The organism is Streptomyces sp. NPDC086554, from assembly GCF_040686095.1.
Classification (GTDB): domain Bacteria; phylum Actinomycetota; class Actinomycetes; order Streptomycetales; family Streptomycetaceae; genus Streptomyces.
Map to the genome: position 1 here is coordinate 47,226 of NZ_JBFBJK010000004.1, position 21,374 is coordinate 68,599.

General features: G+C 70.2%; 17 protein-coding genes and 1 pseudogene. 11 read left to right on the forward strand and 7 right to left on the reverse strand.

The features are described 5' to 3' along the window. Nucleotides 1-18: 18 nt before the first annotated feature. The 9 genes from AB0O76_RS07440 to AB0O76_RS07480 all read left to right on the forward strand — a co-directional run bounded on the left by AB0O76_RS07440 (nucleotide 19) and on the right by AB0O76_RS07480 (nucleotide 11,425). Nucleotides 19-1,593: a S8 family serine peptidase gene (locus tag AB0O76_RS07440; protein ID WP_365486437.1), complete on the forward strand. Its 1,575-nt coding sequence runs from the start codon at nucleotides 19-21 to the stop codon at nucleotides 1,591-1,593. Nucleotides 1,594-1,900: 307 nt separating this feature from the next. Next, nucleotides 1,901-3,109, forward strand: coding sequence for a DUF4190 domain-containing protein (locus AB0O76_RS07445; protein WP_365486439.1), 1,209 nt, complete (start codon nucleotides 1,901-1,903; stop codon nucleotides 3,107-3,109). 112 nt (nucleotides 3,110-3,221) lie between these two features. Further along, the gene (locus AB0O76_RS07450; protein ID WP_365486441.1) at nucleotides 3,222-4,487 is read left to right on the forward strand and encodes an alpha/beta hydrolase; all 1,266 of its coding nucleotides are present in this window, start codon (nucleotides 3,222-3,224) and stop codon (nucleotides 4,485-4,487) included. Between the two features lie 112 nt (nucleotides 4,488-4,599). Next, nucleotides 4,600-5,352: a GntR family transcriptional regulator gene (locus tag AB0O76_RS07455; protein ID WP_365486443.1), complete on the forward strand. Its 753-nt coding sequence runs from the start codon at nucleotides 4,600-4,602 to the stop codon at nucleotides 5,350-5,352. Nucleotides 5,353-5,530: 178 nt separating this feature from the next. Further along, on the forward strand, nucleotides 5,531-7,243 hold the full coding sequence (locus AB0O76_RS07460) for a hypothetical protein (RefSeq protein ID WP_365486445.1): 1,713 nt from the start codon (nucleotides 5,531-5,533) through the stop codon (nucleotides 7,241-7,243). 204 nt (nucleotides 7,244-7,447) lie between these two features. After that, nucleotides 7,448-7,633, forward strand: a complete 186-nt coding sequence (locus tag AB0O76_RS07465; protein WP_361811489.1) for an SPOR domain-containing protein — start codon at nucleotides 7,448-7,450, stop codon at nucleotides 7,631-7,633. 18 nt (nucleotides 7,634-7,651) lie between these two features. Further along, nucleotides 7,652-8,050, forward strand: a complete 399-nt coding sequence (locus AB0O76_RS07470; RefSeq protein ID WP_365486448.1) for a (deoxy)nucleoside triphosphate pyrophosphohydrolase — start codon at nucleotides 7,652-7,654, stop codon at nucleotides 8,048-8,050. A gap of 154 nt (nucleotides 8,051-8,204) precedes the next feature. After that, nucleotides 8,205-8,621 (forward strand): ATP-binding protein, encoded by a 417-nt coding sequence (locus tag AB0O76_RS07475; protein ID WP_365486450.1) that lies wholly within the window; start codon nucleotides 8,205-8,207, stop codon nucleotides 8,619-8,621. Between the two features lie 188 nt (nucleotides 8,622-8,809). Further along, nucleotides 8,810-11,425 carry a SpoIIE family protein phosphatase gene (locus AB0O76_RS07480; protein WP_365486452.1) on the forward strand — a complete coding sequence of 872 codons (2,616 nt, stop codon included), beginning with the start codon at nucleotides 8,810-8,812 and terminating at the stop codon, nucleotides 11,423-11,425. Between the two features lie 40 nt (nucleotides 11,426-11,465). Here the strand turns inward: AB0O76_RS07480 and AB0O76_RS07485 are convergent, their stop codons facing one another. After that, nucleotides 11,466-12,179, reverse strand: coding sequence for a PspA/IM30 family protein (locus AB0O76_RS07485; RefSeq protein WP_365486454.1), 714 nt, complete (start codon nucleotides 12,177-12,179; stop codon nucleotides 11,466-11,468). 89 nt (nucleotides 12,180-12,268) lie between these two features. Next, entirely contained in the window at nucleotides 12,269-14,359 is a 2,091-nt protein-coding gene (locus AB0O76_RS07490; RefSeq protein ID WP_365486456.1) for a TPM domain-containing protein, read from the reverse strand. Nucleotides 14,360-14,642: 283 nt separating this feature from the next. On the opposite strand from AB0O76_RS07490, the pseudogene AB0O76_RS07495 reads away from it, so the two are divergent. After that, nucleotides 14,643-14,852: pseudogene (locus tag AB0O76_RS07495) on the forward strand (IS200/IS605 family accessory protein TnpB-related protein); the annotation flags it as partial. A 46-nt stretch (nucleotides 14,853-14,898) separates the two neighbouring features. Beyond that, nucleotides 14,899-15,648 carry an SMI1/KNR4 family protein gene (locus tag AB0O76_RS07500; protein WP_365487115.1) on the forward strand — a complete coding sequence of 250 codons (750 nt, stop codon included), beginning with the start codon at nucleotides 14,899-14,901 and terminating at the stop codon, nucleotides 15,646-15,648. On the opposite strand, the gene AB0O76_RS07505 is transcribed toward AB0O76_RS07500, so the two are convergent. The 5 genes from AB0O76_RS07505 to AB0O76_RS07525 form a co-directional block, all read right to left on the reverse strand. Then, nucleotides 15,645-16,322 (reverse strand): phosphotransferase, encoded by a 678-nt coding sequence (locus AB0O76_RS07505; RefSeq protein ID WP_365486458.1) that lies wholly within the window; start codon nucleotides 16,320-16,322, stop codon nucleotides 15,645-15,647. The genes AB0O76_RS07500 and AB0O76_RS07505 overlap by 4 nt on opposite strands. 37 nt (nucleotides 16,323-16,359) lie before the next feature. Then, a complete protein-coding gene (locus AB0O76_RS07510) occupies nucleotides 16,360-17,625 on the reverse strand; it encodes a hydrolase (RefSeq protein WP_365486460.1) in 1,266 nt (421 codons plus the stop codon). Nucleotides 17,626-17,764: 139 nt separating this feature from the next. Next, nucleotides 17,765-18,562 (reverse strand): succinate dehydrogenase/fumarate reductase iron-sulfur subunit, encoded by a 798-nt coding sequence (locus AB0O76_RS07515; protein WP_365486462.1) that lies wholly within the window; start codon nucleotides 18,560-18,562, stop codon nucleotides 17,765-17,767. Further along, entirely contained in the window at nucleotides 18,559-20,511 is a 1,953-nt protein-coding gene (locus AB0O76_RS07520) for a fumarate reductase/succinate dehydrogenase flavoprotein subunit (RefSeq protein WP_365486464.1), read from the reverse strand. Before AB0O76_RS07520 ends, AB0O76_RS07515 begins: the two co-directional genes overlap by 4 nt. Continuing rightward, the gene (locus AB0O76_RS07525) at nucleotides 20,511-21,344 is read right to left on the reverse strand and encodes a hypothetical protein (protein WP_266870507.1); all 834 of its coding nucleotides are present in this window, start codon (nucleotides 21,342-21,344) and stop codon (nucleotides 20,511-20,513) included. Before AB0O76_RS07525 ends, AB0O76_RS07520 begins: the two co-directional genes overlap by 1 nt. Nucleotides 21,345-21,374: the final 30 nt, after the last annotated feature.

A 21,374-nucleotide genomic window follows, 5' to 3' on the forward strand; every position in this document is an offset into this window, starting at 1 on the left:
TTGAGGAGGACCCCTCAGATGGCAGTGATGCGTCATACCCGCCGAAGACTGGCCGGGATCAGCGCGACAGCGGTCGCGGCCCTCGCCCTCGGCGTCGTCTCCGCCCTCCCCGCGACCGCTCAGCCGGGCCAGGCGGAAGGCAAGATCGAGAACGCCGGCGCGCCCGGCACGATATCGGGCAGCTACATCGTCAGCCTCGACGAGGACGCCGCGAAGGCGGACTCCAAGGCGGGCAAGGCACTGGCCAAGGAGTACGGCGCCGACATCAAGCGCACGTACAAGGAGGCCCTCAACGGCTACGCGGTCGAGCTCTCCGCCGCCCAGGCCAAGAAGTTCGCCGCGGACCCGGCGGTCGAATCCGTCGTGCAGAACCGGACGTTCACGGTCGACGGCACCCAGCCCAACCCGCCGTCCTGGGGCCTGGACCGCATCGACCAGAAGACGCTCCCGCTGAACAACTCCTACACCTACCCGGACACCGCGGGCGAGGGCGTCACCGCGTACGTCATCGACACCGGAGTCCGCATCAGTCACAGCGACTTCGGCGGCCGTGCCTCGTACGGCTACGACGCGATCGACAACGACAACACCGCACAGGACGGCCACGGCCACGGCACGCATGTCGCGGGCACGGTCGCGGGCGGCGCCTACGGAGTCGCCAAGAAGGCGAAGGTCGTCGGCGTCCGCGTCCTGAACAACCAGGGCTCCGGCACCACCGCGCAGGTCGTCGCGGGCATCGACTGGGTCACGCGGAACGCGGTCAAGCCGGCCGTCGCGAACATGTCTCTCGGTGGCGGTGCCGACAGCGCCCTGGACACGGCCGTACGCAACGCCGTCGCGTCCGGCATCACCTTCGCCGTCGCGGCGGGCAACGAGAGTGTCGACGCCTCGACCCGCTCTCCCGCGCGCGTGGCCGAGGCCATCACGGTCGGCGCCACCACGAGCACGGACGCCAAGGCGAGCTACTCCAACTACGGCAGCATCCTCGACCTGTTCGCGCCCGGCTCGTCCATCACCTCGGCGTGGAACACCAGCGACACGGCGACGAACACCATCTCCGGTACGTCGATGGCGTCTCCGCACACCGCGGGTGCCGCGGCGCTCTACCTCGCGGACAACCGCACGGCGACCCCGGCGCAGGTGTCCGCGGCACTGGTCGCCGCGTCCTCCACGGGCGTCGTCACCAGCCCCGGATCGGGCTCGCCGAACCGCCTCCTGAATGTGGGCGCCGGCTCGACGAACCCTCCGGGACCCAAGTTTGAAAACACGACCGACTTCGCGATCAGTGACAACACCACCGTCGAGTCGCCGGTCACCGTGAGCGGCGTCGCGGGCAGGGCTCCCGCAGCCCTGAGCGTGCCGGTCGCCATCAAGCACACCTACGTGGGCGACCTCCAGGTACAGCTGATCGCACCCGACGGCACCGCGTACACCCTGAAGGGCTACGGCACCGGCGGCAGCTCGGACGACATCAACACCACCTACACGGTGGACGCGTCGTCCGAGACGGCCAACGGCACCTGGAAGCTGCGCGTGAGCGACAACGCGGCGCTGGACGTCGGGAAGATCGACTCCTGGGCACTGCAGTTCTAGGCCTGAGGCCCTGAACTGACCTGCTCCTGCTGATCCTTGCCCTCTTGATCCTCGTCCTCGCGGTACGGCTCCGGGTCGGTGACCCAGCCGGCCGCGAGGACGAGGCGAGCAACTGCCGTGCCGCGCCCGCTGCCTGATCGGCGGGGAGGCCGACCGCGTGGGCCAGTTCGGACCGCGCCGCGCCGTCAGCCCGTTGACCGCCCGCACTATTGCGCCGGATGTTCCCATTTCATCCCCCGTCCGTGTCCCGCATACGATGCGAAGCTCCCGCACCGACCGACCCGCCCGAACCAGGAGCACGGTACTCGTGGACATACCCCCGCCGCCCGACCTCGGCGGTCGCCCTCCGCAGCAGCATGGGCAGGGGCCCTACGGGCCGCCTCCGCAGGTCCCGTACCCGGGCGGGCCCCAGGTCCCGTATCAGCGGTGGCCGGGCGCGTACTCGCCGTACTCGCGGCCGCCGGTCAATGGCTTCGCGATCGCCTCGCTCGTGCTCGGCATCCTCTGCTTCCTGCCCGCCGTCGGCCTGATCCTCGGTCTGATCGCGCTCGCGCAGATCTCGAAGAAGGGCGAGCGCGGCAAGGGGATGGCGATCGCGGGCAGTGTCCTTTCCGTAATCGGCGTCGTGCTTCTGGTGCTCGCCGTCGTCACCGGGGGCGCGCGGGACTTCGTGGACGGCTTCAAGGAGGCCGCGCGCGAGTCCCGGAACTCCTCCGCGTTCCCCATCGACAAGGGCGAGTGCTTCAACGTTCCCGACAGCGATCTCGAAGGAGCGCAGTACGTCTACGAGATCGACGAGGTGCCCTGTTCCGCGCGGCACGACGGCGAGGTCCTCGCCTCGGTCCGGGTGAACCACGAGACCTTCCCGGGCGACGCGGCGCTCACCTCGCTCGCCGAGCGGAAGTGCGTCGACCTGGACGCCTCCTACGTACTCGACTCCTGGGTCGACATCGGGGACGCCGAACTCACGTACTACATGCCCGACCGGGAGACCTGGGGCCAGGGGGACCGCCACATCACCTGCCTCTACGGCGACGCGGAGGAGAAGCGCGGCCTGAAGGGCTCGTTCCGGCGGGACGCGACGAACCTCGACGCCGACCAGCTCGCCTACCTGAAGGCGGACAAGGCCCTCTACGAGGCGTACGAGTCGGAGCCTGTCGAGGAGAACGTCGAGGACGACCTGAAGGGCCACAAGGAGTGGGCGGGCCGCGTCGACAAGGGCCTCGCCGAGCAGGCCAGGCTGCTGCGCGGGCACGACTGGCCCGCGAAGGCGGACGCCGATGTCACCGCCCTGGTCGGCGCGATCGAGCGCAACCGCGAGCAGTGGGCGAAGGCGTCCACCGCCAAGGACGCGGACGCCTTCTACGAGTACTACGTACCGGCTCAGAAGCACATCAGCGGCAAGGCGGAGGCCGCGGCCCGCAAGCGTCTTGGCCTGGCCACCACCTCACCCAGGGACGCGAATCCCGGGGGTGATGGCGGGGATCACGAGGGCGGTGAGGGTGCGGCTGTCTGAGGTCAGGGGGGCCTCGGCCACGGGGCCGTCTGAGGTCGGGCGGGGTGCCTCCGCCGCCCGTATCCCGCTCACCTTAAGGGCCTTTTGTCCGCTTCTGTGATAGTTCTTCGGCGTGACGTGCGCCAAGACGCCAACCACCCCGCCCCGCCCCCGGGTTCCCGCCCCCCTCTCCCGCGTCCTCCTCGTCACCGCCGCCCTCCTGAACGCCGCGCTCGCGGTCCTCGTGGCCGCCCCGATGCCCCGCATCTCCCTCCTGGTGCTCGTCGCGGCGGCGGTCACCTCCTGGGGACTCGTCCTCGCGCTGCCCGCGGCGCTCGGCCTCGCGGCCGCCATGGCCGGAGGGCGGCGGCACCCCTGGTGCGCCGGTTTCGCCGCACTCGGCGCGTTCGCGGCACTCGTCTACGGAGTGATGCCCTACGCCGCCGCGCACGGCACCGCCGATGACTACGGGCAACCCCTGGACCCCACCGCCTACTTCGAAGGCGTCAACTACGCCAAGGCCCCCGACGGGGACCGCACCCGCTCTTACGCCCGCACCGGCAAGCGGCGCGGAAAGCTGGACCTCTGGACCCTGCCGAAGCGGGACGGCGTGCGGCATCCGGCCGTGGTCTGGGTGCACGGCGGCGGCTGGAACAAGGGCCACCGCGGCCAGACCCCCGAGTGGAACCGCTGGTTCAACGAGCGCGGCTGGTCGGTCTTCGACATCGACTACCGGCTCGCGCCGCGCGTGACCCAGCTCGACCAGATCGGCGACGTGAAGTGCGCGGTGGGCTGGGTGCGGCGCCGCGCGCGCGTGTACGGCATCGATCCCGACCGCCTTGTCCTGGCGGGCAGTTCGGCGGGCGGCAACCTCGCGCTCGCGGCCGCCTACACGGAGGGTGACGACCGCGTCCCTGCGTCCTGTGCGGTGCGTGACAGCTCGGTCTCCGGGGTGATCTCCCTCTACGGGCCGACCGACATGCGCCGCCTCATCGCCGGCACCGCGCTGCGCCGCGACCCCATGATCCCCCGCCTGATGGGCGGTTCGGCGAAGAAGCACGGCGGCGTGACCGTCCCCGCCCGCTACCGCCTGGGCTCGCCAGCGAAGCTCGTACGCACCGATGTGCCGCCCACCCTGCTCCTGCACGGCAGCGCGGACCGTGCGGTGCCGGTGGCGCAGGCGCGGGAGCTCGCGCGGCGCCTGAAGGCGGCGGGCGCTCCTGCGACGTATGTCGAACTGCCGTGGGCGGACCACTGTTTCGACGTGAACTGGGGCGGCTGGGGAAGCCAGATCGCCAGAGCGGCGATCTCCCGCTTCCTGTCCGTCCGGGGCGTGGGTTCCGTCCGGGGTGAGGGTGCGGAAAACGATCGCCATAGCCCCGGAAAGGCCCCTGCGTAAAGACCTGCAGGCCCAGAAATCATCACTTCGGGTGATTCCTTGGCCTTGGGTTGCGGTCAACAACCCACGGTTGCCAGGCTGTTGCTGTCTGTCAACCTGATGGGAGTGGCCAGTGACTTTCGGTGAGCAGCCGGCGTATCTGCGCGTCGCGGGTGATCTCCGCAAGAAGATCGTCGACGGTTCGCTGCCGCCGCACACCCGGCTCCCCTCGCAGGCCAGAATCCGCGAGGAGTACGGCGTTTCGGACACGGTCGCCCTGGAGGCCCGCAAGGTCCTGATGGCCGAAGGCCTGGTCGAGGGACGCTCCGGCTCCGGCACGTATGTGCGCGAGCGACCGGTGCCCCGCCGTGTCGCCCGCACCGGCTATCGGGCCTCCGGCGGCTCGACGCCCTTCCGCCAGGAGCAGGCGGAGGACAGCGCGCGCGGCACCTGGGAGTCCCGCAGCGACCAGGTGGAGGCGAGCAGCGCGATCGCCGAGCGGCTCGGCATCCGCGCGGGCGACCGCGTGATGTGCACCAAGTACGTCTACCGGGACGCCGGCGAGGCGATGATGCTCTCCACGTCCTGGGAGCCCCTCGCCGTCACCGGGCGCACGCCCGTGATGCTCCCCGAAGAAGGTCCGCTCGGCGGCTGCGGAGTCGTCGAACGCATGGCGGCCATCGACGTGATCGTGGACAACGTGGCGGAGGAGGTCGGCGCGCGCCCGGGGCTTGCGGAGGAGCTCATGGCACTCGGCGGCGTCCCCGGACATGTGGTGATCGTCGTGGAGCGGACGTACTACGCGTCGGGGCGCCCGGTCGAGACGGCCGACGTCGTCGTGCCCGCCGACCGCTATCGGATCGCATACCGCCTGCCGGTGAGATGACCGAGTGCTCCGGCGCACGCCCGGAATCCGGACGGGCCCGTCCGCCCGCCGTGATCGCGAGTTAACGCACGCTCAACTTCCGTAACGCCGGAGCAATCGCGCCTTGCAACAAATTGTCATGCACGGCTCCTAACTTCCTCGTCCGTACCCGCAATCCGGTCGGACGACAGGAACCCACATGACGGATACGGCCACCCGCGACACCAGCGCCGCCGCAGGCCCGCCGCCCAAGCGCAGTTACGCCAAGATGGCTGCCGACGAGAGCCGCGAGGACTACTCGCTGCGCTACGCACCGCACTCCTTCAGGCGCTGGTCCCCGACGATGGTGGCCTCCACGGCACTGGGCGGCATCGCCTATCTCGCGGACTTCGCCATCGGCGCGTCCATCGTCTTCACCTACGGCTTCACCAGCGGGCTCGCCTCGATCCTCTGTGCCGCGACGATCATCTTCGTCACCGGCATCCCGATCGCGCGGGCATGTGCCAAGTACGGCCTGGACATGGACCTGGTGACCCGCGGCGCCGGCTTCGGCTACTTCGGGTCGACCCTGACGTCCCTCATCTACGCCTCGTTCACGTTCATCTTCTTCGCGCTCGAAGGCTCGATCATGGCGCAGGCCATGCATCAGGCCGTCGGACTCCCGGTGGAGATCGGCTACTTGATCACGACGCTCATCGTGATCCCGATCGTCTTCCGCGGCATGGGCGCGCTGGCCAAGGTGCAGGCCTGGACGCAGCCGATCTGGCTCATCGGCATGGTGCTGCCCTTCGTGGTGCTCGCCTTCGAGGCTCCCGACGCCTGGGGCGCGTTCGGCTCCTTCGGGGGCACCGAGGGGGCGGGCAGCGGCTTCTCCTGGCTCTCCTTCGGGCTCGGCACGGGCGTCGCGCTCTCCCTCATCGCCCAGATCGGCGAGCAGGCCGACTATCTGCGCTTCATGCCCGCCAAGACCGAGCAGAACAAGAAGCGTTGGAATCTGGCCGTTCTCGCGGCAGGGCCCGGCTGGGTCATCATCGGCGCGGCCAAGCAGCTGGGCGGCGCCTTCCTGGCGTTCGTGGCCCTGGAGGCTGTCGGCAAGACGCACGCCCTGGAGCCGATCGCCCCGCAGATCGAGGCCCTGAAGCCGTGGCTCGGCTCCTTCGCGCTGCCCGCGGCCGCCCTCTTCGTGATCGTCTCCCAGGTCAAGATCAACGTGACCAACGCCTACAGCGGTTCGCTGTCCTGGTCGAACTTCTTCTCCCGTGTGACGCACAAGCACCCGGGCCGGGTCTGGTACATCTTCCTCAACCTCGCCATCGCGCTGACGCTGATGGAGATGAACATGTTCGCGGCCCTCAACAAGCTGCTCGGCTTCTACTCGAACGTGGGCATCGCCTGGATCGCGGCCGTCGCCGCCGACCTCGTCATCAACAAGCGGATGGGCTGGAGCCCGCCCTACATCGAGTTCAAGAGGGCGTACCTGTACGCGGTGAACCCCGCGGGCTTCGGCTCGATGGTGATCGCGTCGGTGGTGTCGATCCTGGCCTTCTTCGGCCTCTTCGGAGAGTACGCGGAAGCCTTCTCGACCTTCATCGCGGCCGGACTGGCCATTGTCCTCTGCCCGTTGATCGCCTGGGCGACGAAGGGCAAGTACTACCTGGCGCGGCCCAACCCGGTGAACGGTCCGCACGTCGACGTCCCCGACGTGACGGCCACGCACGCGTGCAGCGTCTGTGAGACGGCGTACGAACTCCCGGACATCGCGGACTGCCCCGTCCAGGCGGGACCGATCTGCTCGCTGTGCTGCTCCCTTGACGCCGAGTGCGGCGATGTCTGCCGTACGTCGCCGTCGAGCGAGCCGGTGCTCATGCCGATGCCGACGATGCCCGCGATGCCCGTGGCGCACGACGGCTGACACGGGCTCGCACCGGTCGAGCCGGTGCCGTCAAGGGGCGCATCCGGTGGGATGCGCCCCTCGGTCATGGCCAATTGCGTACCTCTTTGTGCAAAGTCGTATCCGCTGAGTGAAGGTCGGGCGTAGGCTCGGGCATATGCGGAATGGGGTTTCCTTACTGATCGAGGCGTGGCGCGCGCCGGGGGCGGCGAGCGGAGGGGCGCGATGAATGACGGGACGGTCGTACTTCCCTGGCAGGTGATCCGGCAGGACGACAACGGCAACCGCTATCGCGTGGGCAGGTACGCGACGAAGGCGGAGGCCGAGAAGATCGCCGACAGCCTCGACGACCGCGGGCACAAGCAGCTCTACTGGGTGGAGAAGCTGAGCCAGAACGGCAGTGCGCACTGACCGCATAGGCTCCGGCGCATGACGGATCGGATCGTGGTGGGCGCCGCCCTGTACGACGACGGACGCCTCCTCGCCGCGCGGCGCAGCGCGCCGCCGGAGCTCGCGGGCCGCTGGGAGCTGCCGGGCGGCAAGGTCGAGCCCGGGGAGCACCCCGAAGAAGCCCTGGTGCGCGAGGTGCGCGAGGAGCTCGGCGTCGCCGCCGAGCCGGTGGCCCGGGTGCCCGGCCAGTGGCCGCTCAAGCCCGGCTACGTCCTGTGGGTGTGGACCGCGAAGCTCCTGTCGGGGGACCCGGAGCCGCTGGAGGACCACGATGAGCTGCGATGGCTCGCGCCGGACGAGATCTGGTCGGTGGACTGGCTGGACGCGGATGTGCCCGCCGTCACCGCCCTTGTCGCCCTCGTTGACGGAGTTCGATGACGGGCGTGCACGCTCACATCGCAAGGACCTTGAGACTCACGTACGCCGTTCGTGCCACAGTGCGCCCCAGTAAGCGGTAATTCCTCCGGGATATCGGGTATGTGCCCATTAACCCCATGAAACCGGACAGGGGCCCGCTGCTGCTGGTCTGGAAGTGATCGGCGTGATCGACACCGAAGGCGACTGCGCCGAGTGGGATTTTCCCGCGGACCCCGGCGCCGTGCGCAAGGCCCGTGCCGTCGTCCGCGAACAGCTCCGCGACTGGGGCCTCGCCTCCCTCGGGGACATCACCGTCCTGCTCGTGAGCGAACTGGTCACCAATTCCCTGCGCCATGCCTCGGGCCCCATCGGCGTACGCCTCGTACGCCCCGCCGACCCCGTGGGCGCCCTCCTCGTAGAGGTCTCCGATCCGCTCCCCGACCCGCCTCGGGAACGTGCCGCCGCCCTTGATGACGAGGGTGGCCGGGGTATCCAATTGGTGGCCCTCTCGTCGCGCCGCTGGGGGACACGGCCGGGCAGGACGGGGAAGACGGGGAAGACGGTGTGGTTCGAGCTGGTGCTGCCGGGTTAGAAGACTGGCAGCGTGGCACGGACACAAGACGGTCGTGGGACGGACACAAGACGGTGACGGGCCAAAAAGAGTTGAGTCCGTGCTGTGATCGTGAACGCCATGTGGCATGGCGCCGTAGTGCTGGATACTGCGGGCAGCCGCATCCGGTGACCGGTGCCGGACGTGGTGAGCTGGAGGGGACGGTTCGCGTGAGCGAGATACCAGCGAAGGCGACGGAGCAGGACGGGCCGTCGGATGACGCTAGGGGCGAAGCTGCGGATGACGTGATGTGGCAGAGCAGTCCACCCGGTTCGATCTACGACTACATCAAGGTGGCCGCCTTCTCGATCGGCCCCGACGGACTGGTCGACCAGTGGAGCCGGCGCGCTGAGCAGCTGTTCGGTGTGCGTGCCGATGACGCCGTCGGCAAGGACCCGATCGAGGCGTTCGTCCCGCCCGAGCTGCGCAGCAGCGGACACCGGAAGATGGCGGAGATCCTGGACGGCAGAGAGTGGACGGGATCCGTCCGCTTCCGGGTGCCGGAGGAGGGCGGTGATTCCGGTACGCGGGCCGCTGTCTCCGAAGGGATCGCCGAGGTCTATGTGATGCCGACCGCCACGGAGGACGGCGAACGGGCCGCCGTCTGCATCGTCGTCGACGTTCGGGCGCTGCGGCAGATCGAGACCGACCTCGCCGCTTCGCAGGCCATTTTCGGCCAATCTCCCTTCGGCTTCCTGCTGTTCGGCACGGACCTGAAGGTGCAGCGCGCCAACCGCCGCTTCGCCGCGGTCTTCGGAGGCGGCGTCGACGACCACCGCGGCCGCACCGTCCACGACTATCTGCCACGCCACGAGGCCGACCGCATGGCCGCCGCGCTCCGGCGCGTCCTGGAGACCGGCGACGCCGTGACCGACATGCAGATCGTCGGCCCCGCCCCCGGCAGCAACGACCGCCGCCACTGGTCGATCAACCTCTACCGCGTGCACAGCGGTTCGGGCCGCCCCATCGGCATCGCGGGCCTCGGCACCGACGTCACCCGGCGGCACGCCGCCGCCCGCGAGGCCGCCCACGCCCGCCGCAACCTCGCTCTTCTTAATGAAGCGGGCGCCCGCATCGGCAACTCCCTGGACCTGGAGACCACCGCCCGGGAACTGCTCGACGTCACCGTCCCCGGCTTCTGCGACCTCGCCTCCGTAGACCTCTATCAGGGGCTGCTCGACGGCGACGAAACCCCGCCCGGCCTCGCCGACGGAAGCGCCGAACTGCGCCGCGTGGCCTTCGCCAGTGCCGTCGCCGACGCGCCCTTCCCGGACGGCGGGCACCCCGTGGACGTGGGCGCCGTCCACCGCTTCGCCTTCACATCGCCCTGCGCCGACGCCCTGCGCACCGCACGGCCGCGCCTCGTGTCCGCCGCCGACGACGGCTCCGCGAGCAGGCTCACCGGCGGGCTCGTCCAGTGGACGCTCGCCGTGCCGATGGTCGCCCACGACACCGTCGTCGGCCTCGCCCAGTTCTCCCGTACGAAGGGCAGCGAGCCCTTCGGGGAACGCGACCGCTCCCTGGCCGTCGAACTCGCCGCACGCGCCGCCGTCTGCATCGACAACGCCCGCCTCTACCGGCGCGAACACGAGCGCGCGCTGATACTGCAGCGCTCCTTGCTGCCGCCCGGCGACCCGGAGGCGTCAGGCCTGGACATCGCCTGCCGCTATCTGCCCGGCAACGCGGCGACCGAGGTCGGTGGCGACTGGTTCGACGTCATCGAACTGCCGGGGCACCGCACCGCCCTGGTCGTCGGCGACGTCATGGGCCGTGGGCTGCGCGCCGCCGTCGCCATGGGCGAACTGCGCACCGCCGTGCGCACCTTGGCGCTGCTGGACCTGGAGCCCGCCGAGGTGCTCTCCGCGCTCGACGAGATCGCCCGCGGCCTCGGCGACCCCTCGGGCACCCAGCAGGCCACCCGAGCGGCCCGTCAGACGCGTTCAGCGGCCGAGACGGACCTTTCCGAGGTCTACCTCGCCACGTGCGTGTACGCGGTCTACGACTCCGTCACACGCCGCTGTACGTTCGCCAACGCGGGCCACCTGCCGCCCGTCCTCGTCGAGCCCGACGAGTCGCCGCTCATGCTCGACGTGCCGCCCGGCATGCCGCTGGGCGTCGGCGGCGAGCCCTTCGAAGAGGTCGAGGTCGAACTCCCCGAGGGCTCCCTGCTGGCGCTCTACACGGACGGCCTCGTCGAATCCCGCGACCACCCGCTCGACGAGGGCCTCAACGCCTTCGTACGCGCCCTGGACACTCCTCTTTCGGCTCTCGAGGACGTCTGCGACCACGTCCTGAACACCCTCGACACCCACCACGGAGAGGACGACATCGCGCTCCTGATGGCGCGCGTCCAGGGTCTGCCCGCCGAAGCCGTCGGCGACTGGACGCTGCCGCGCGACCCCAAGTCGGTGGGCAGGGCCCGCGAACTGGCCTGCGCACAGCTGCGCACCTGGGACCTCGAACCGCTCTGCGACACCACGGAACTCCTGGTCAGCGAGCTGGTCACGAACGCTCTGCGGTACGGCGAAGGCGACATCAGGCTGCGTCTGCTTCTCGACCGCACCCTGGTGTGCGAGGTGTGGGACGCGGGCCTCGTCCAGCCGCGCCGCCGGCGCGCGCGGGACACGGACGAGGGCGGCCGCGGGCTGCAGCTGGTCGGGCTGCTGAGCGCCGCATGGGGCTCGCGCAGGACGCCGCGCGGCAAGACCGTGTGGTTCGAGCTGCCGCTGCCGGACGGCGGGGTGGAGCCGATGGACGCGGCGGAGGCGCTGCTCAGTCTGTTCTGAGGGCTGCCTCTTCTGGGGAGCCTCCTGTGCCGTCGCCCTACTACGTAGTGGCCTTCAACGCGGCGAGCCGCGCCTCGACCTCCGCCTCGTCGCTCAGGCTGTCCAACTGCTCGAACTGCGCGTCCAGGGACGACGCGGCGAGCTCCTGCTTGCCCAGCGCCCTCGCCTCCTCGCGGCGCACCTTGTCCTCGAAGCGGGCCAACTCGCTGGTCGGGTCGAGAACGTCGATGTTCTGGGCGGCGTCCAGCATCTGGTTCTGCGCCTGCGCCGTCTTGGCGCGGGCGACCAGCTGATCGCGCTTCGACTGGAGCTGGGTCAGCTTGATCTTCATCTCGTCGAGGCCGGACTTCAGCTTGTCGACGACTTCGGTCTGCGAGGCGATCACCGGCTCGGCGTCCTTGGTCTCCCGCTCCGACTGCAGCTGCCGTTCCAGCGCGACCTTGGCCAGCGTGTCGAACCTGTCGGCCTCCACGGCGCTCCCGCCGGACCGCAGGTCGTCCGCCTTTTTGCTCGCGGCGATGGCCTTGGCGCCCCACTCGTCGGCCGCGTCCTGGTCCTCCTTGCAGTCGAGTTCCAGCATCCGCAGATTGCCGATGGTGGTCGCCACCGCCTCCTCGGCCTCCCTGATGTTGTTCGTGTAGTCACGGATCAGCTGGTCGAGCATCTTCTGCGGATCCTCCGCCTGATCGAGGAGGGAGTTGATGTTGGCCTTCGCGAGCTGGGCGACGCGGCCGAGGATCGTCTGCTTGGTCATTTCACAGGTCCTTCTATGCGGGTGGGTAGGACTGATGGGCGCTAGGAGACGTACGAAAAGGCTTTCGCGACGGGGCTTTGTCCGACGGCTCAGAACCGGCCGCCCCTGCCCATCCGCCCCCGTGTCCCCCCGCCGCCGAAGCTCCCGGGGTGGCCGCCGCCGAAACCGCCCTCTCCGAAGCCACCGCCCGCGCTGCCCGCCCCGCGGCCCATGCCTCCGAAGAGCTCGCCGAGGATGATGCCGCCGAGCACAGCGCCGCCCATGCCGCCACCCCTCCCGCCGCCGCCTCCGTAGGGGTTGCCGAAGCCGCGTACGTCGCCCTCGGCGAGCTGCTGTGACTGCCTGGCCAGGGCGTCGGCCTCCTGTGCCTCGGCGAGCGCGGCCGCGGCGTCGGAGTCACGGGCGGCCTCCGCGCCCGCCAGATGCCGCTGAGCCTCCGCCAGGCGGGTCCTGGCCTCGCTTCCCACCGCGCCCCGGTGCGTGCCGATGAAGTCGGCCGCCGCTCCCACGGCGCTGCGCGCGGTGAGCATCGCCTGGCCGAGGAGTGCGACGGTTCGCCGGTCGGTGACCTCGCGTTCGCGGGCGTCCGCCAGGGACGCGTCGAGGGCGGCGTCGGCCTCCTCGACGCGGCGCAGGGCGTCGATCGGGTCGAGGGGGCCCGCCGCCACCTGTTTGCGGACCCCGGCGACGACCGCTTCCGCGCGGGCGATGCGACCGTGCAGGTCAGCCGTCGGGACGCCCTCCAGGGTGCCCTCGAGGAGGCCGCGCGCGTCGGCGAGGTCGGTCTCCGCCTCGGTGAGCGCCGCGGGGAGCTTCTCCGCGGCCAGCGTGAGTTCGTCCGCTAGACGGTCGACCGCGTCCACGAAGGTGCCCGCCTGGTCGACGGCTCCCTCGGCGGCCCGCAGATGGACGGCGGCTCTGCCGTTGTCGCCCGCGTCGATCGCCTGCCGTGCCTGGTTCAGATGCGTCGTGGTGAAGACCAGACGGTCCTTGGCCTGCTCCACATGCCCGACGACCTGCGCGGACGCGGACGGCGCGTACTTCTCGCGCAAGGCGGCGAGGGTGCTTTCGGCGGCGGTCGTACGCCCGCTGACCTGCCGGAACACCGTCTCGGCGTGCTCCAGGGCCTGCGCCGCGTCGCGTTCGAGCGCGCGCAGCTGGTCGAAGCCCGCGGCCTCCGCGTCGAGACGGCGGCCCGCCTCCGTGCAGCGCGTGACGATCTCTTCGAGCATGGCCCGCCTGGTCGCGTCGTCCTCGGGATACGCGTCGTCAAGGCGCTGGCGCACCCGGAAGGCCGTCGTCAGCTCGTCACGGGCGTACGCGAGCGCGTCGGTGAAGGGCCGCACCGCCTCGTCACCGAACTGGGCGGTGGCGAAGCCGAGTTCCTCGGCGCTGGTGCGGATCGCGTCATCGGTCTCCACCAGGAGCCGCTTGGACTGCTTGTCGAGCTCGGGGAGCGAGGCGAGCTGCTCTCCCTTGCCTCCGCCGCCCCCGGGCGTCGTACGCGTGGTGGCGCGCCGTTTGCGGCGGGTGTAGGCGACCGCGGCGACGGCGACCGCGCCGACGGCCGCCACGATGGGCAGGGCCAGGTCGCCGGTCGACGTGTCGTTGTCGCCGCCGGCTCCGCCGCCCGGATCGGGGTCCCCCGGAGTGATCGTCGGGGTGGGCACGCGGCTGCCCGCAAGGACCGCGCTGTAGCCGTTCGCGGCGCCGATGGCCGCGCCCGCCCAGTCGTTCTCGCGCAGCGCGGGCCTGATCGCGGTGGTGGCGACGTCCCGCAGCTGATCCTCGGTGAGTCGCGAACCGCGCTCTACGGAGTAGGCGTACTGGCGGTCGTGCGTGGCCACGGCGAGCAGCACGTCGTCCAGGCCGAGGCCGTTGCGCTCGGCCGTGGTGTCCGCCCAGTCCTGTGCCGAACGGCCGGAGAAGTCGCGTACGTAGACGACGAAGAGCTGCATGCCACGGTCGTCGTAGAGCCGGTCGAGTGCCTGCTCGGCGGCGTCCTCACGGTCGCCGAGTGCGCCTGCCTTGTCGGTGGTCTGGCCGTCGCGGGAGAGCGTGACCGGGTCTTCGGCCGGTACGGCGAGTGCCGTGGGGGCGGGCAGGAGCAGCAGGCACCATGTGAGCAGTGCGGCGGCTGCCGCTGTCGCCCGCACGGCTATGTGCGAGGGCGGCGTCACATTTGGGAGCGTATGGCCGTCTTCGGGGGTGCGCGACCGGGGGCCGGGGTGATGGCCGGGCCCCCGGGTCGCCGCGTTCAGATGCTGAACCGCTCCTTGGCCATGAGCGGCCGGACACGCGAGGTGAAGCCGCCGGACCGCTCGGTGGCGTCGTCCACCGTGGGGTTGGCCACTGCTTGGGGTTAAGGGCGGTTGAGTGCGCGCGGGAGCCTCTGAGTGAGTGTCGTGGTGTTCCTTCCGGAGGGGGCGGGGGGATGTCTTCGGGGTCGGAGTCGGGGTGGGGCTCAAGGGCCTGTCCGGCCGGGACGTGGGGGTCCTCGAGGCGGTCGGCGCGCATCTGGGTGGTCTGGCCGCCAGGAATCTCAAGCCACGCTGTGCGCAGGGCCTGGGGCATGATGCCGCATCATGGGCGGGGCGGAAGAAGGCGCTGAGCGCGTTGTCGTCGTCGCGGTGGGCCGGGAGTATCACCAAGGCCACCCACGAGCAGTGGGCAAGGCCGGGTCTGCTTCGGGCGTCGGGCGTAAGAGGGAGGAGCGCGGGTGGGCGGGATCTGGACCGGGGTACGGGAACGCGTGCTCGCCCTCCGCGAGGCGCCGAACCGGCGGTTGGTGTTCGGCGCGGACGCCGGGAGACACGGCCATGGGTTCGAGCTGAGCCCGGTCCTGACCGAGGAGCAGGTGCGGGCGGTGGAGCGGCGGCTCGGCTTCGGCTTCCCGCCGGAGTACCGGAGCTTTCTCTTCGAGGTCGGCGCGGGTGGGGCGGGACCGGACTACGGGCTGTTCCCCGTGAGGCCGATTGGACCAGCCGCGGCCGAGCCAGCCGCGCCACAGGGCACCGCTCCCGAGGGCACGGTGCCGGAAGGTGCCCCTGCCGAGGACACCGCGCCGGAGGCCCGGCGCCACGAGCCGCCCTTCCGCCCTGAGCTCACCCAGGAACTGGACGCGCACGAATCCACTGAACCTCAGCGAGCGGCCTATGCCGACACGACGGAGGGCGAGGCGAGGTTCGTGCGCGACTACCGCGCCTGGGACGCGCGCCACGACGAGCTCCACGACGAGCTGACCGAGGGCACCCTCTGCGTGAGCGAGCAGGGCTGCGCCTACTACACGCTGCTCGCCGTCACCGGCCCCGAGCGCGGCACGATGTGGGACGACGTGCGGGCGGTCGGCGAGGGAGTGGTTCCGATCCGGCACAAGGGCAAGGACAAGGAGCGGGTGACGTTCGCGGAGTGGTACCTGCACTGGCTGGCCTACGCGGAACGCCGGGCCCTGGGGGAACAGCCCGACTAGCCCAGCTCCACCACAGCGTCCACCGCCTCGCCGAGGCGCCGCACCTCGGCGGCGCTCAGCGTGGGATTGGTGGCCCGTCTGGCGCGGGCCGCCGCGAGGTGGCCGTCGGCCGTCAGCCGCAGGCCGGCCGGGATGTCCGAGAGGAGCCCGGCCAGGGCGGCACGGACCATGCCCGACTCGGCCCTGTCGCCCACCGCCACCTCCGCGAGGATCAGAGCCGACATGGCCCAGTCCAGGCCGGGCGGCCCCTCCTCCGTGTTGGACCAATCGATCACCATCGGGCCGCTGGGTGCCAGGATCACGTTCTCCGGGTGGAGGTCGAGGTGCAGCACACGGTGGTCGGCGGCGACGGCCGACGCGCGCGCGGGAATCGCGTGGAGGTCGCGCAGCAGCCGGGCGAGCAACAGCCCCGCGTCCTCCGGCGTGATCGAGCCCCGCATCCCCGCCTCCGCCAAGGTCGGCCCGGAGAGGCGCTGCATCACCAGATCGCTGCGAGTGGCCCCCTCCTCCCGCACCTGCGGCACGGGATACCCCTTCTCATGGAGGTACGCCATGACGACGGCCTCGCGCGCGGCGTCACCCCAGCCTCGGTACCGCCGCAGCACCCAGGCGTCGTCCAGTGCGAAGACATCGGCGGTGCGGCCGGAACCGATCAACGGACCAGTTATCCCCATCCCGGGAGCGTAAGCCGAACCAGCGGCCCGAACCGCGTCAACCGGCGAACTCCACCTCCGGATACCTCCCCGAAGGCCCGTCCAGCAGATGATCGTCATCGCCCCGCAGCCAGCGGTCGAAGAACGAGCTCACATAGGCCCGTTGGGCCGCTACCGCGCGGGCCGGGGCGACCCTGCCTATGTTCTTCTCGATCACCTTCTGGCTCACCCCGGCCTGCGGCAGGAGCGAGGCCAGGTCCGTGTACGTCTGGTGCTGGGAGCCGCGCAGGGTCAGGTTTCGTTTCCAGGCGTTGGTGTGGGACCAGAACTCCCGCCAGGACGGCTCCGTCGTGCGGTCGCTGCCCTGCCTGCCCATCAGGAGGAACGGGCGGTCGAGGCCGTGCCGGGCCACCGGCATGAGGTTCGTGCCGTTCGGTTCGGGGTTGTACTCCAAGGTGCCGTCCAGGTCTATGCCTGCCTTCACACGACGGTCCTCGTACATCGTCTCGGCGGCCGCTATGCCGCCCGCCGACTGGCCGAACATGCCCACACGCCGGGTGTCGACGACCTTGGAGAGGCCGTGCGGCAGGGCGTCGATCCGGTCCACGACGAACTTGGAGTCGGCCACGCGGATGTCGAGGACCTTCTTCAGCAGGGCCGGCATCGCGTTGTTCTGCTGTGCCTCCTTCAGCGCCTTGCGCAGCGGGGCGTCGTCCTTGACCGAGCCGTCGGGGAACTGCACCGCCGGGGCCTCGTAGGTGTGGTCGATCGTGAGCACCACATAGCCGCGACTCGCCAGCTCCTCGACAGCCGAAGTGCCCCACGTACGCGGGTCGTTGGCGCCCGAGGCGTAGATCACCACCGGGCGGCGGCCGTCGCTCATGTCCACCGGGGCTCCTTCGCGGGCGTGTGTGCGCATCGCCGCGAAGTCGATCGCGCCCTTGGGGATGCCGTGCGGTGCCATCGCGTCCCAGCGCTCGGCCGCTCCCGGAGCCATGTACGGCGCCAGGCGGTGGTCGCCGTCCGACGTCCGCGCCGCCGGGTACCAGACGCTGACCATCAGCTCGCGGTACCGCTGCGAGGTCACCCACGGGTCGTGCCGCGAGCGGTCGACGAGCCGCGTCGAGAACGTGCCGATCGGGTGTGGGCCCGTGGGCGCGGGCAGTTGCGCATCGACCCCCGAGGAGGTGGCCGCGGGCGTGGTCCGTGCCTGCGCGGGGGCCGGGGCGACCACCACGGCCGCCGCCAGGCCGACCGCCGCGAGCCCCATCATCGAGCGTCGAGTTGAAGCCGATTGCGTCGCGCCAGTCGCCGAAAAGTTCATGACTCCATGCTGATCTCGGACCGCGCCCCTGACCATGTGGGAAATCCCGAGACTTCGCCGTGGGGGATTACCCCCACGGCGCACCCCAGCCACCCCCAGCCACGCCCGGTCAACCGCCCGGTCAACCGCCCGCGGGACGCTACTCCCCCCGCCGCCGAATCTTGCTCCCCAGCCACACCAGCGGATCGTACTTGCGGTCAACCGCCCGTTCCTTCAAGGGAATCAGCGCATTGTCCGTGATCTTGATGCCCTCGGGGCAGACCTCCGTACAGCACTTGGTGATGTTGCAGTAGCCGAGCCCGTGCTCGTCCTGGGCGGTCTGCTTGCGGTCGAGGCCGGTGTCCGCCGCCGCGTCCAGCGGGTGCATGTCCAGTTCGGCGACCCGCATCAGGAAGCGCGGCCCCGCGAACGCCGCCTTGTTCTCCTCGTGGTCGCGCACCACATGGCAGGTGTCCTGGCACAGGAAGCACTCGATGCACTTGCGGAACTCCTGGGAGCGGTCCACGTCCTCCTGCATCATGCGGTACTCGCCGGGACCGAGGTCGGCGGGGGGCACGAAGGCCGGGACCTCGCGCGCCTTCGTGTAGTTGAAGCCCACGTCCGTCACCAGGTCCCGCACCACGGGGAACGCCCGCAGCGGGGTCACCGTGATGACGTCTTCGGGGTCGAACACCGACATCCGCGTCATGCACATCAGCCGCGGCCGCCCGTTGATCTCCGCCGAGCACGAACCGCACTTGCCCGCCTTGCAGTTCCAGCGCACCGCCAGGTCGGGTGCCTGGGTGGCCTGGAGGCGGTGGATGATGTCGAGGACGACCTCGCCCTCGTTGACCTCGACCTTGAAGTCCTCCAGGCCGCCGCCGCCGACGTCCCCCCGCCAGACCCTGAATTGAGCTTCGTACGCGGTGCCCGAAGCGTTCGCCGTACTCGTACTCACTCGAAGAGCTCCTCTTCAGCCAGGTACTTGACCAGCTCCTCCTTCTCGAAGAGAGCGAGCAAGTCGGGACGGATGGGCTCGGTCGTGACCCGCACCAGGTCGATCTGGCCGCGCACGGGATCCGTCGCCGCCAACCCGCCCGTCGGATCGGCCAGTTGGCAGAGCAGATTCGCGCGGCGCCACTCGCGGTTCATCGCCGGATGGTCCTCGCGGGTGTGCCCGCCCCGGCTCTCCGTACGCTCCAGAGCGGCCCGCGCCACGCACTCGCTGACCAGGAGCATGTTGCGCAGGTCGAGCGCGAGGTGCCAGCCGGGGTTGAACTGGCGGTGACCTTCGACGCCTGCCCGGCGCGCCCGCACCCGCAGTTCGGCGAGCTTCTCCAGGGCCTGCTCCATCTCGGACTCCCGGCGGATGATGCCGACCAGGTCGTTCATCGTCTGCTGGAGCTCCTGGTGGAGGGTGTACGGATTCTCCGGCGTCGCCCCGTCCTCGGGGCCCTCGGCGCTGAACGGCCGCAGCGCCTCGGCCGCCGCCGCGTCCACCTGCGCCTCGTCCACCAGGGGCCTGGCCCCGGAGAGTTCGGACGCGTGCCGAGCCGCGTACAGTCCCGCGCGCCGCCCGAATACCAGCAGGTCGGAGAGGGAGTTGCCGCCGAGCCGGTTGGAGCCGTGCATGCCGCCGGCCACCTCACCGGCCGCGTACAGGCCCGGCACGCGCCGCGCCGACGCCGTGTCCGAGTCGACCGCGATGCCGCCCATCACGTAGTGACAGGTCGGCCCGACCTCCATCGCCTCGGCCGTGATGTCGACGTCCGCGAGCTCTTTGAACTGGTGGTACATGGACGGGAGTCGGCGCCGGATGACCTCGGCGGGCATCCGCGTCGACACGTCGAGGAAGACCCCGCCGTGCGGTGATCCGCGGCCCGCCTTCACCTCGGAGTTGATGGCGCGCGCCACTTCGTCGCGCGGCAGCAGCTCAGGGGGACGGCGGTTGTTGTCCGGATCCTCGTACCAGCGGTCGCCCTCCTCCTCCGACTGCGCGTACTTCTCCTTGAAGACGTCGGGTACGTAGTCGAACATGAACCGCTTGCCTTCGGAGTTGCGCAGTACGCCTCCGTCGCCCCGCACCGACTCGGTGACGAGGATGCCCTTCACCGAGGGCGGCCAGACCATCCCCGTGGGGTGGAACTGCACGAACTCCATGTTCAGGAGAGGCGCCCCGGCGAGCAGGGCGAGCGCGTGCCCGTCGCCCGTGTACTCCCAGGAATTCGACGTCACCTTGAAGGACTTGCCGATGCCGCCGGTCGCCAGGACCACGCTCGGAGCCTCGAGCACGAAGAAGCGGCCGGACTCACGGTCGTAGCAGAAGGTGCCGCTGACCCGTCCTTCCTCGCCGAAGACGCCGCTCTCCTCCTTCAGGACGCGGGTGACGGTGCACTCCTGGAAGACCTTCAACCGCGCTTCGTAGTCGCCGAATTCGCGCTCGTCCTCCTGTTGAAGGGAGACGATTTTCTGCTGGAGCGTACGGATCAGCTCAAGACCCGTACGGTCGCCGACGTGCGCGAGGCGCGGATACTCATGACCGCCGAAGTTGCGCTGGGAGATCCGCCCGTCCGCCGTGCGGTCGAACAGGGCGCCCCAGGTCTCCAACTCCCAGACCCGGTCCGGTGCTTCACGCGCGTGCAGCTCCGCCATCCGCCACTGGTTGAGGAACTTGCCGCCGCGCAGGGTGTCGCGGAAGTGGACCTGCCAGTTGTCTCCGGAGTTCACATTGCCCATGGAGGCCGCGATGCCGCCCTCGGCCATCACCGTATGGGCCTTGCCGAACAGCGACTTGCAGATCACTGCGGTACGGGCGCCCTGCTCACGTGCCTCGATCGCGGCCCGCAGGCCCGCTCCTCCGGCCCCCACGACGACAACGTCCCACTGCTGCCGCTCCACTTGAGACATCAGAACAACCTCGGATCGTCGAAGGCGCCGGACGCGACCAGGTACACGTAGAAGTCGGCGAGCGCCACGCTCACCAGGGAGGCCCAGGCGAGCAGCATGTGGCGTGCGTTCAGTTTTCCAACCCACTGCCACATGCGGTACCGCACGGGATGCTTGGAGAAGTGCTTGAGCTTGCCGCCGACGATGTGCCGGCAGGAGTGGCAGGAGAGCGTGTACGCCCAGATCAGCGTGATGTTGACCAGGAACACGAGGGTGCCGAGGCCCATGTGGCCCCACTCGTAGTGCTCGTCGCGGAACGCGAGCACGGTGTCGTACGTGAGGATGCCCGCCACCGGAACCGCCGCGTAGAAGAAGTAGCGGTGGATGTTCTGCAGGATCAGCGGGAAGCGGGTCTCTCCGGAGTACTTCTTGTGCGGCTCGGCGACCGCGCAGGCGGGCGGTGAGGCCCAGAAGCCGCGGTAGTAGGCCTTGCGGTAGTAGTAGCAGGTCAGCCGGAAGCCGAGTGGGAAGATCAGGATCAGCAGGGCGGGGGACAGGCCCCACCAGCTGCCGAAGATCTCCCAGTTGGGCCCGCCCCGCATCGGCTCGCAGTTCTCGGCGAGGCACGGGGAGTAGAACGGGGAGACGTAGGGCGCCGCGTAGTAGTCGGCGTTCGCGAAGGCCCGCCACGTCGAGTAGACGACGAAGGCGAAGAGCCCGGCGGCCGTCGCTGCGGGCGCGAGCCACCAGCGGTCGGTCCGCAGATGGGCAGCGCTGATCGCGGCGCGCGTCTTCCCTCGTACGCCGCCGGGCTCCTGTTCGCTTTTCAGGTGGGGTTCTGTGCCAGTGGCCAACGAGGCTCGACTCCTTCGTCCGTCCTCCGG

What these genes read in the sequence shown, in the direction of transcription:
- AB0O76_RS07440 (WP_365486437.1), top strand. Translation starts at nt 19, where the DNA reads ATGGCAGTGATGCGTCATACCCGCCGAAGACTGGCCGGGATCAGCGCG.
- AB0O76_RS07510 (WP_365486460.1), bottom strand. Translation starts at nt 17,625, where the DNA reads ATGAACTTTTCGGCGACTGGCGCGACGCAATCGGCTTCAACTCGACGC.
- AB0O76_RS07470 (WP_365486448.1), top strand. Translation starts at nt 7,652, where the DNA reads ATGACGGATCGGATCGTGGTGGGCGCCGCCCTGTACGACGACGGACGC.
- AB0O76_RS07465 (WP_361811489.1), top strand. Translation starts at nt 7,448, where the DNA reads ATGAATGACGGGACGGTCGTACTTCCCTGGCAGGTGATCCGGCAGGAC.
- AB0O76_RS07505 (WP_365486458.1), bottom strand. Translation starts at nt 16,322, where the DNA reads ATGGGGATAACTGGTCCGTTGATCGGTTCCGGCCGCACCGCCGATGTC.
- AB0O76_RS07520 (WP_365486464.1), bottom strand. Translation starts at nt 20,511, where the DNA reads ATGTCTCAAGTGGAGCGGCAGCAGTGGGACGTTGTCGTCGTGGGGGCC.
- AB0O76_RS07485 (WP_365486454.1), bottom strand. Translation starts at nt 12,179, where the DNA reads ATGACCAAGCAGACGATCCTCGGCCGCGTCGCCCAGCTCGCGAAGGCC.
- AB0O76_RS07460 (WP_365486445.1), top strand. Translation starts at nt 5,531, where the DNA reads ATGACGGATACGGCCACCCGCGACACCAGCGCCGCCGCAGGCCCGCCG.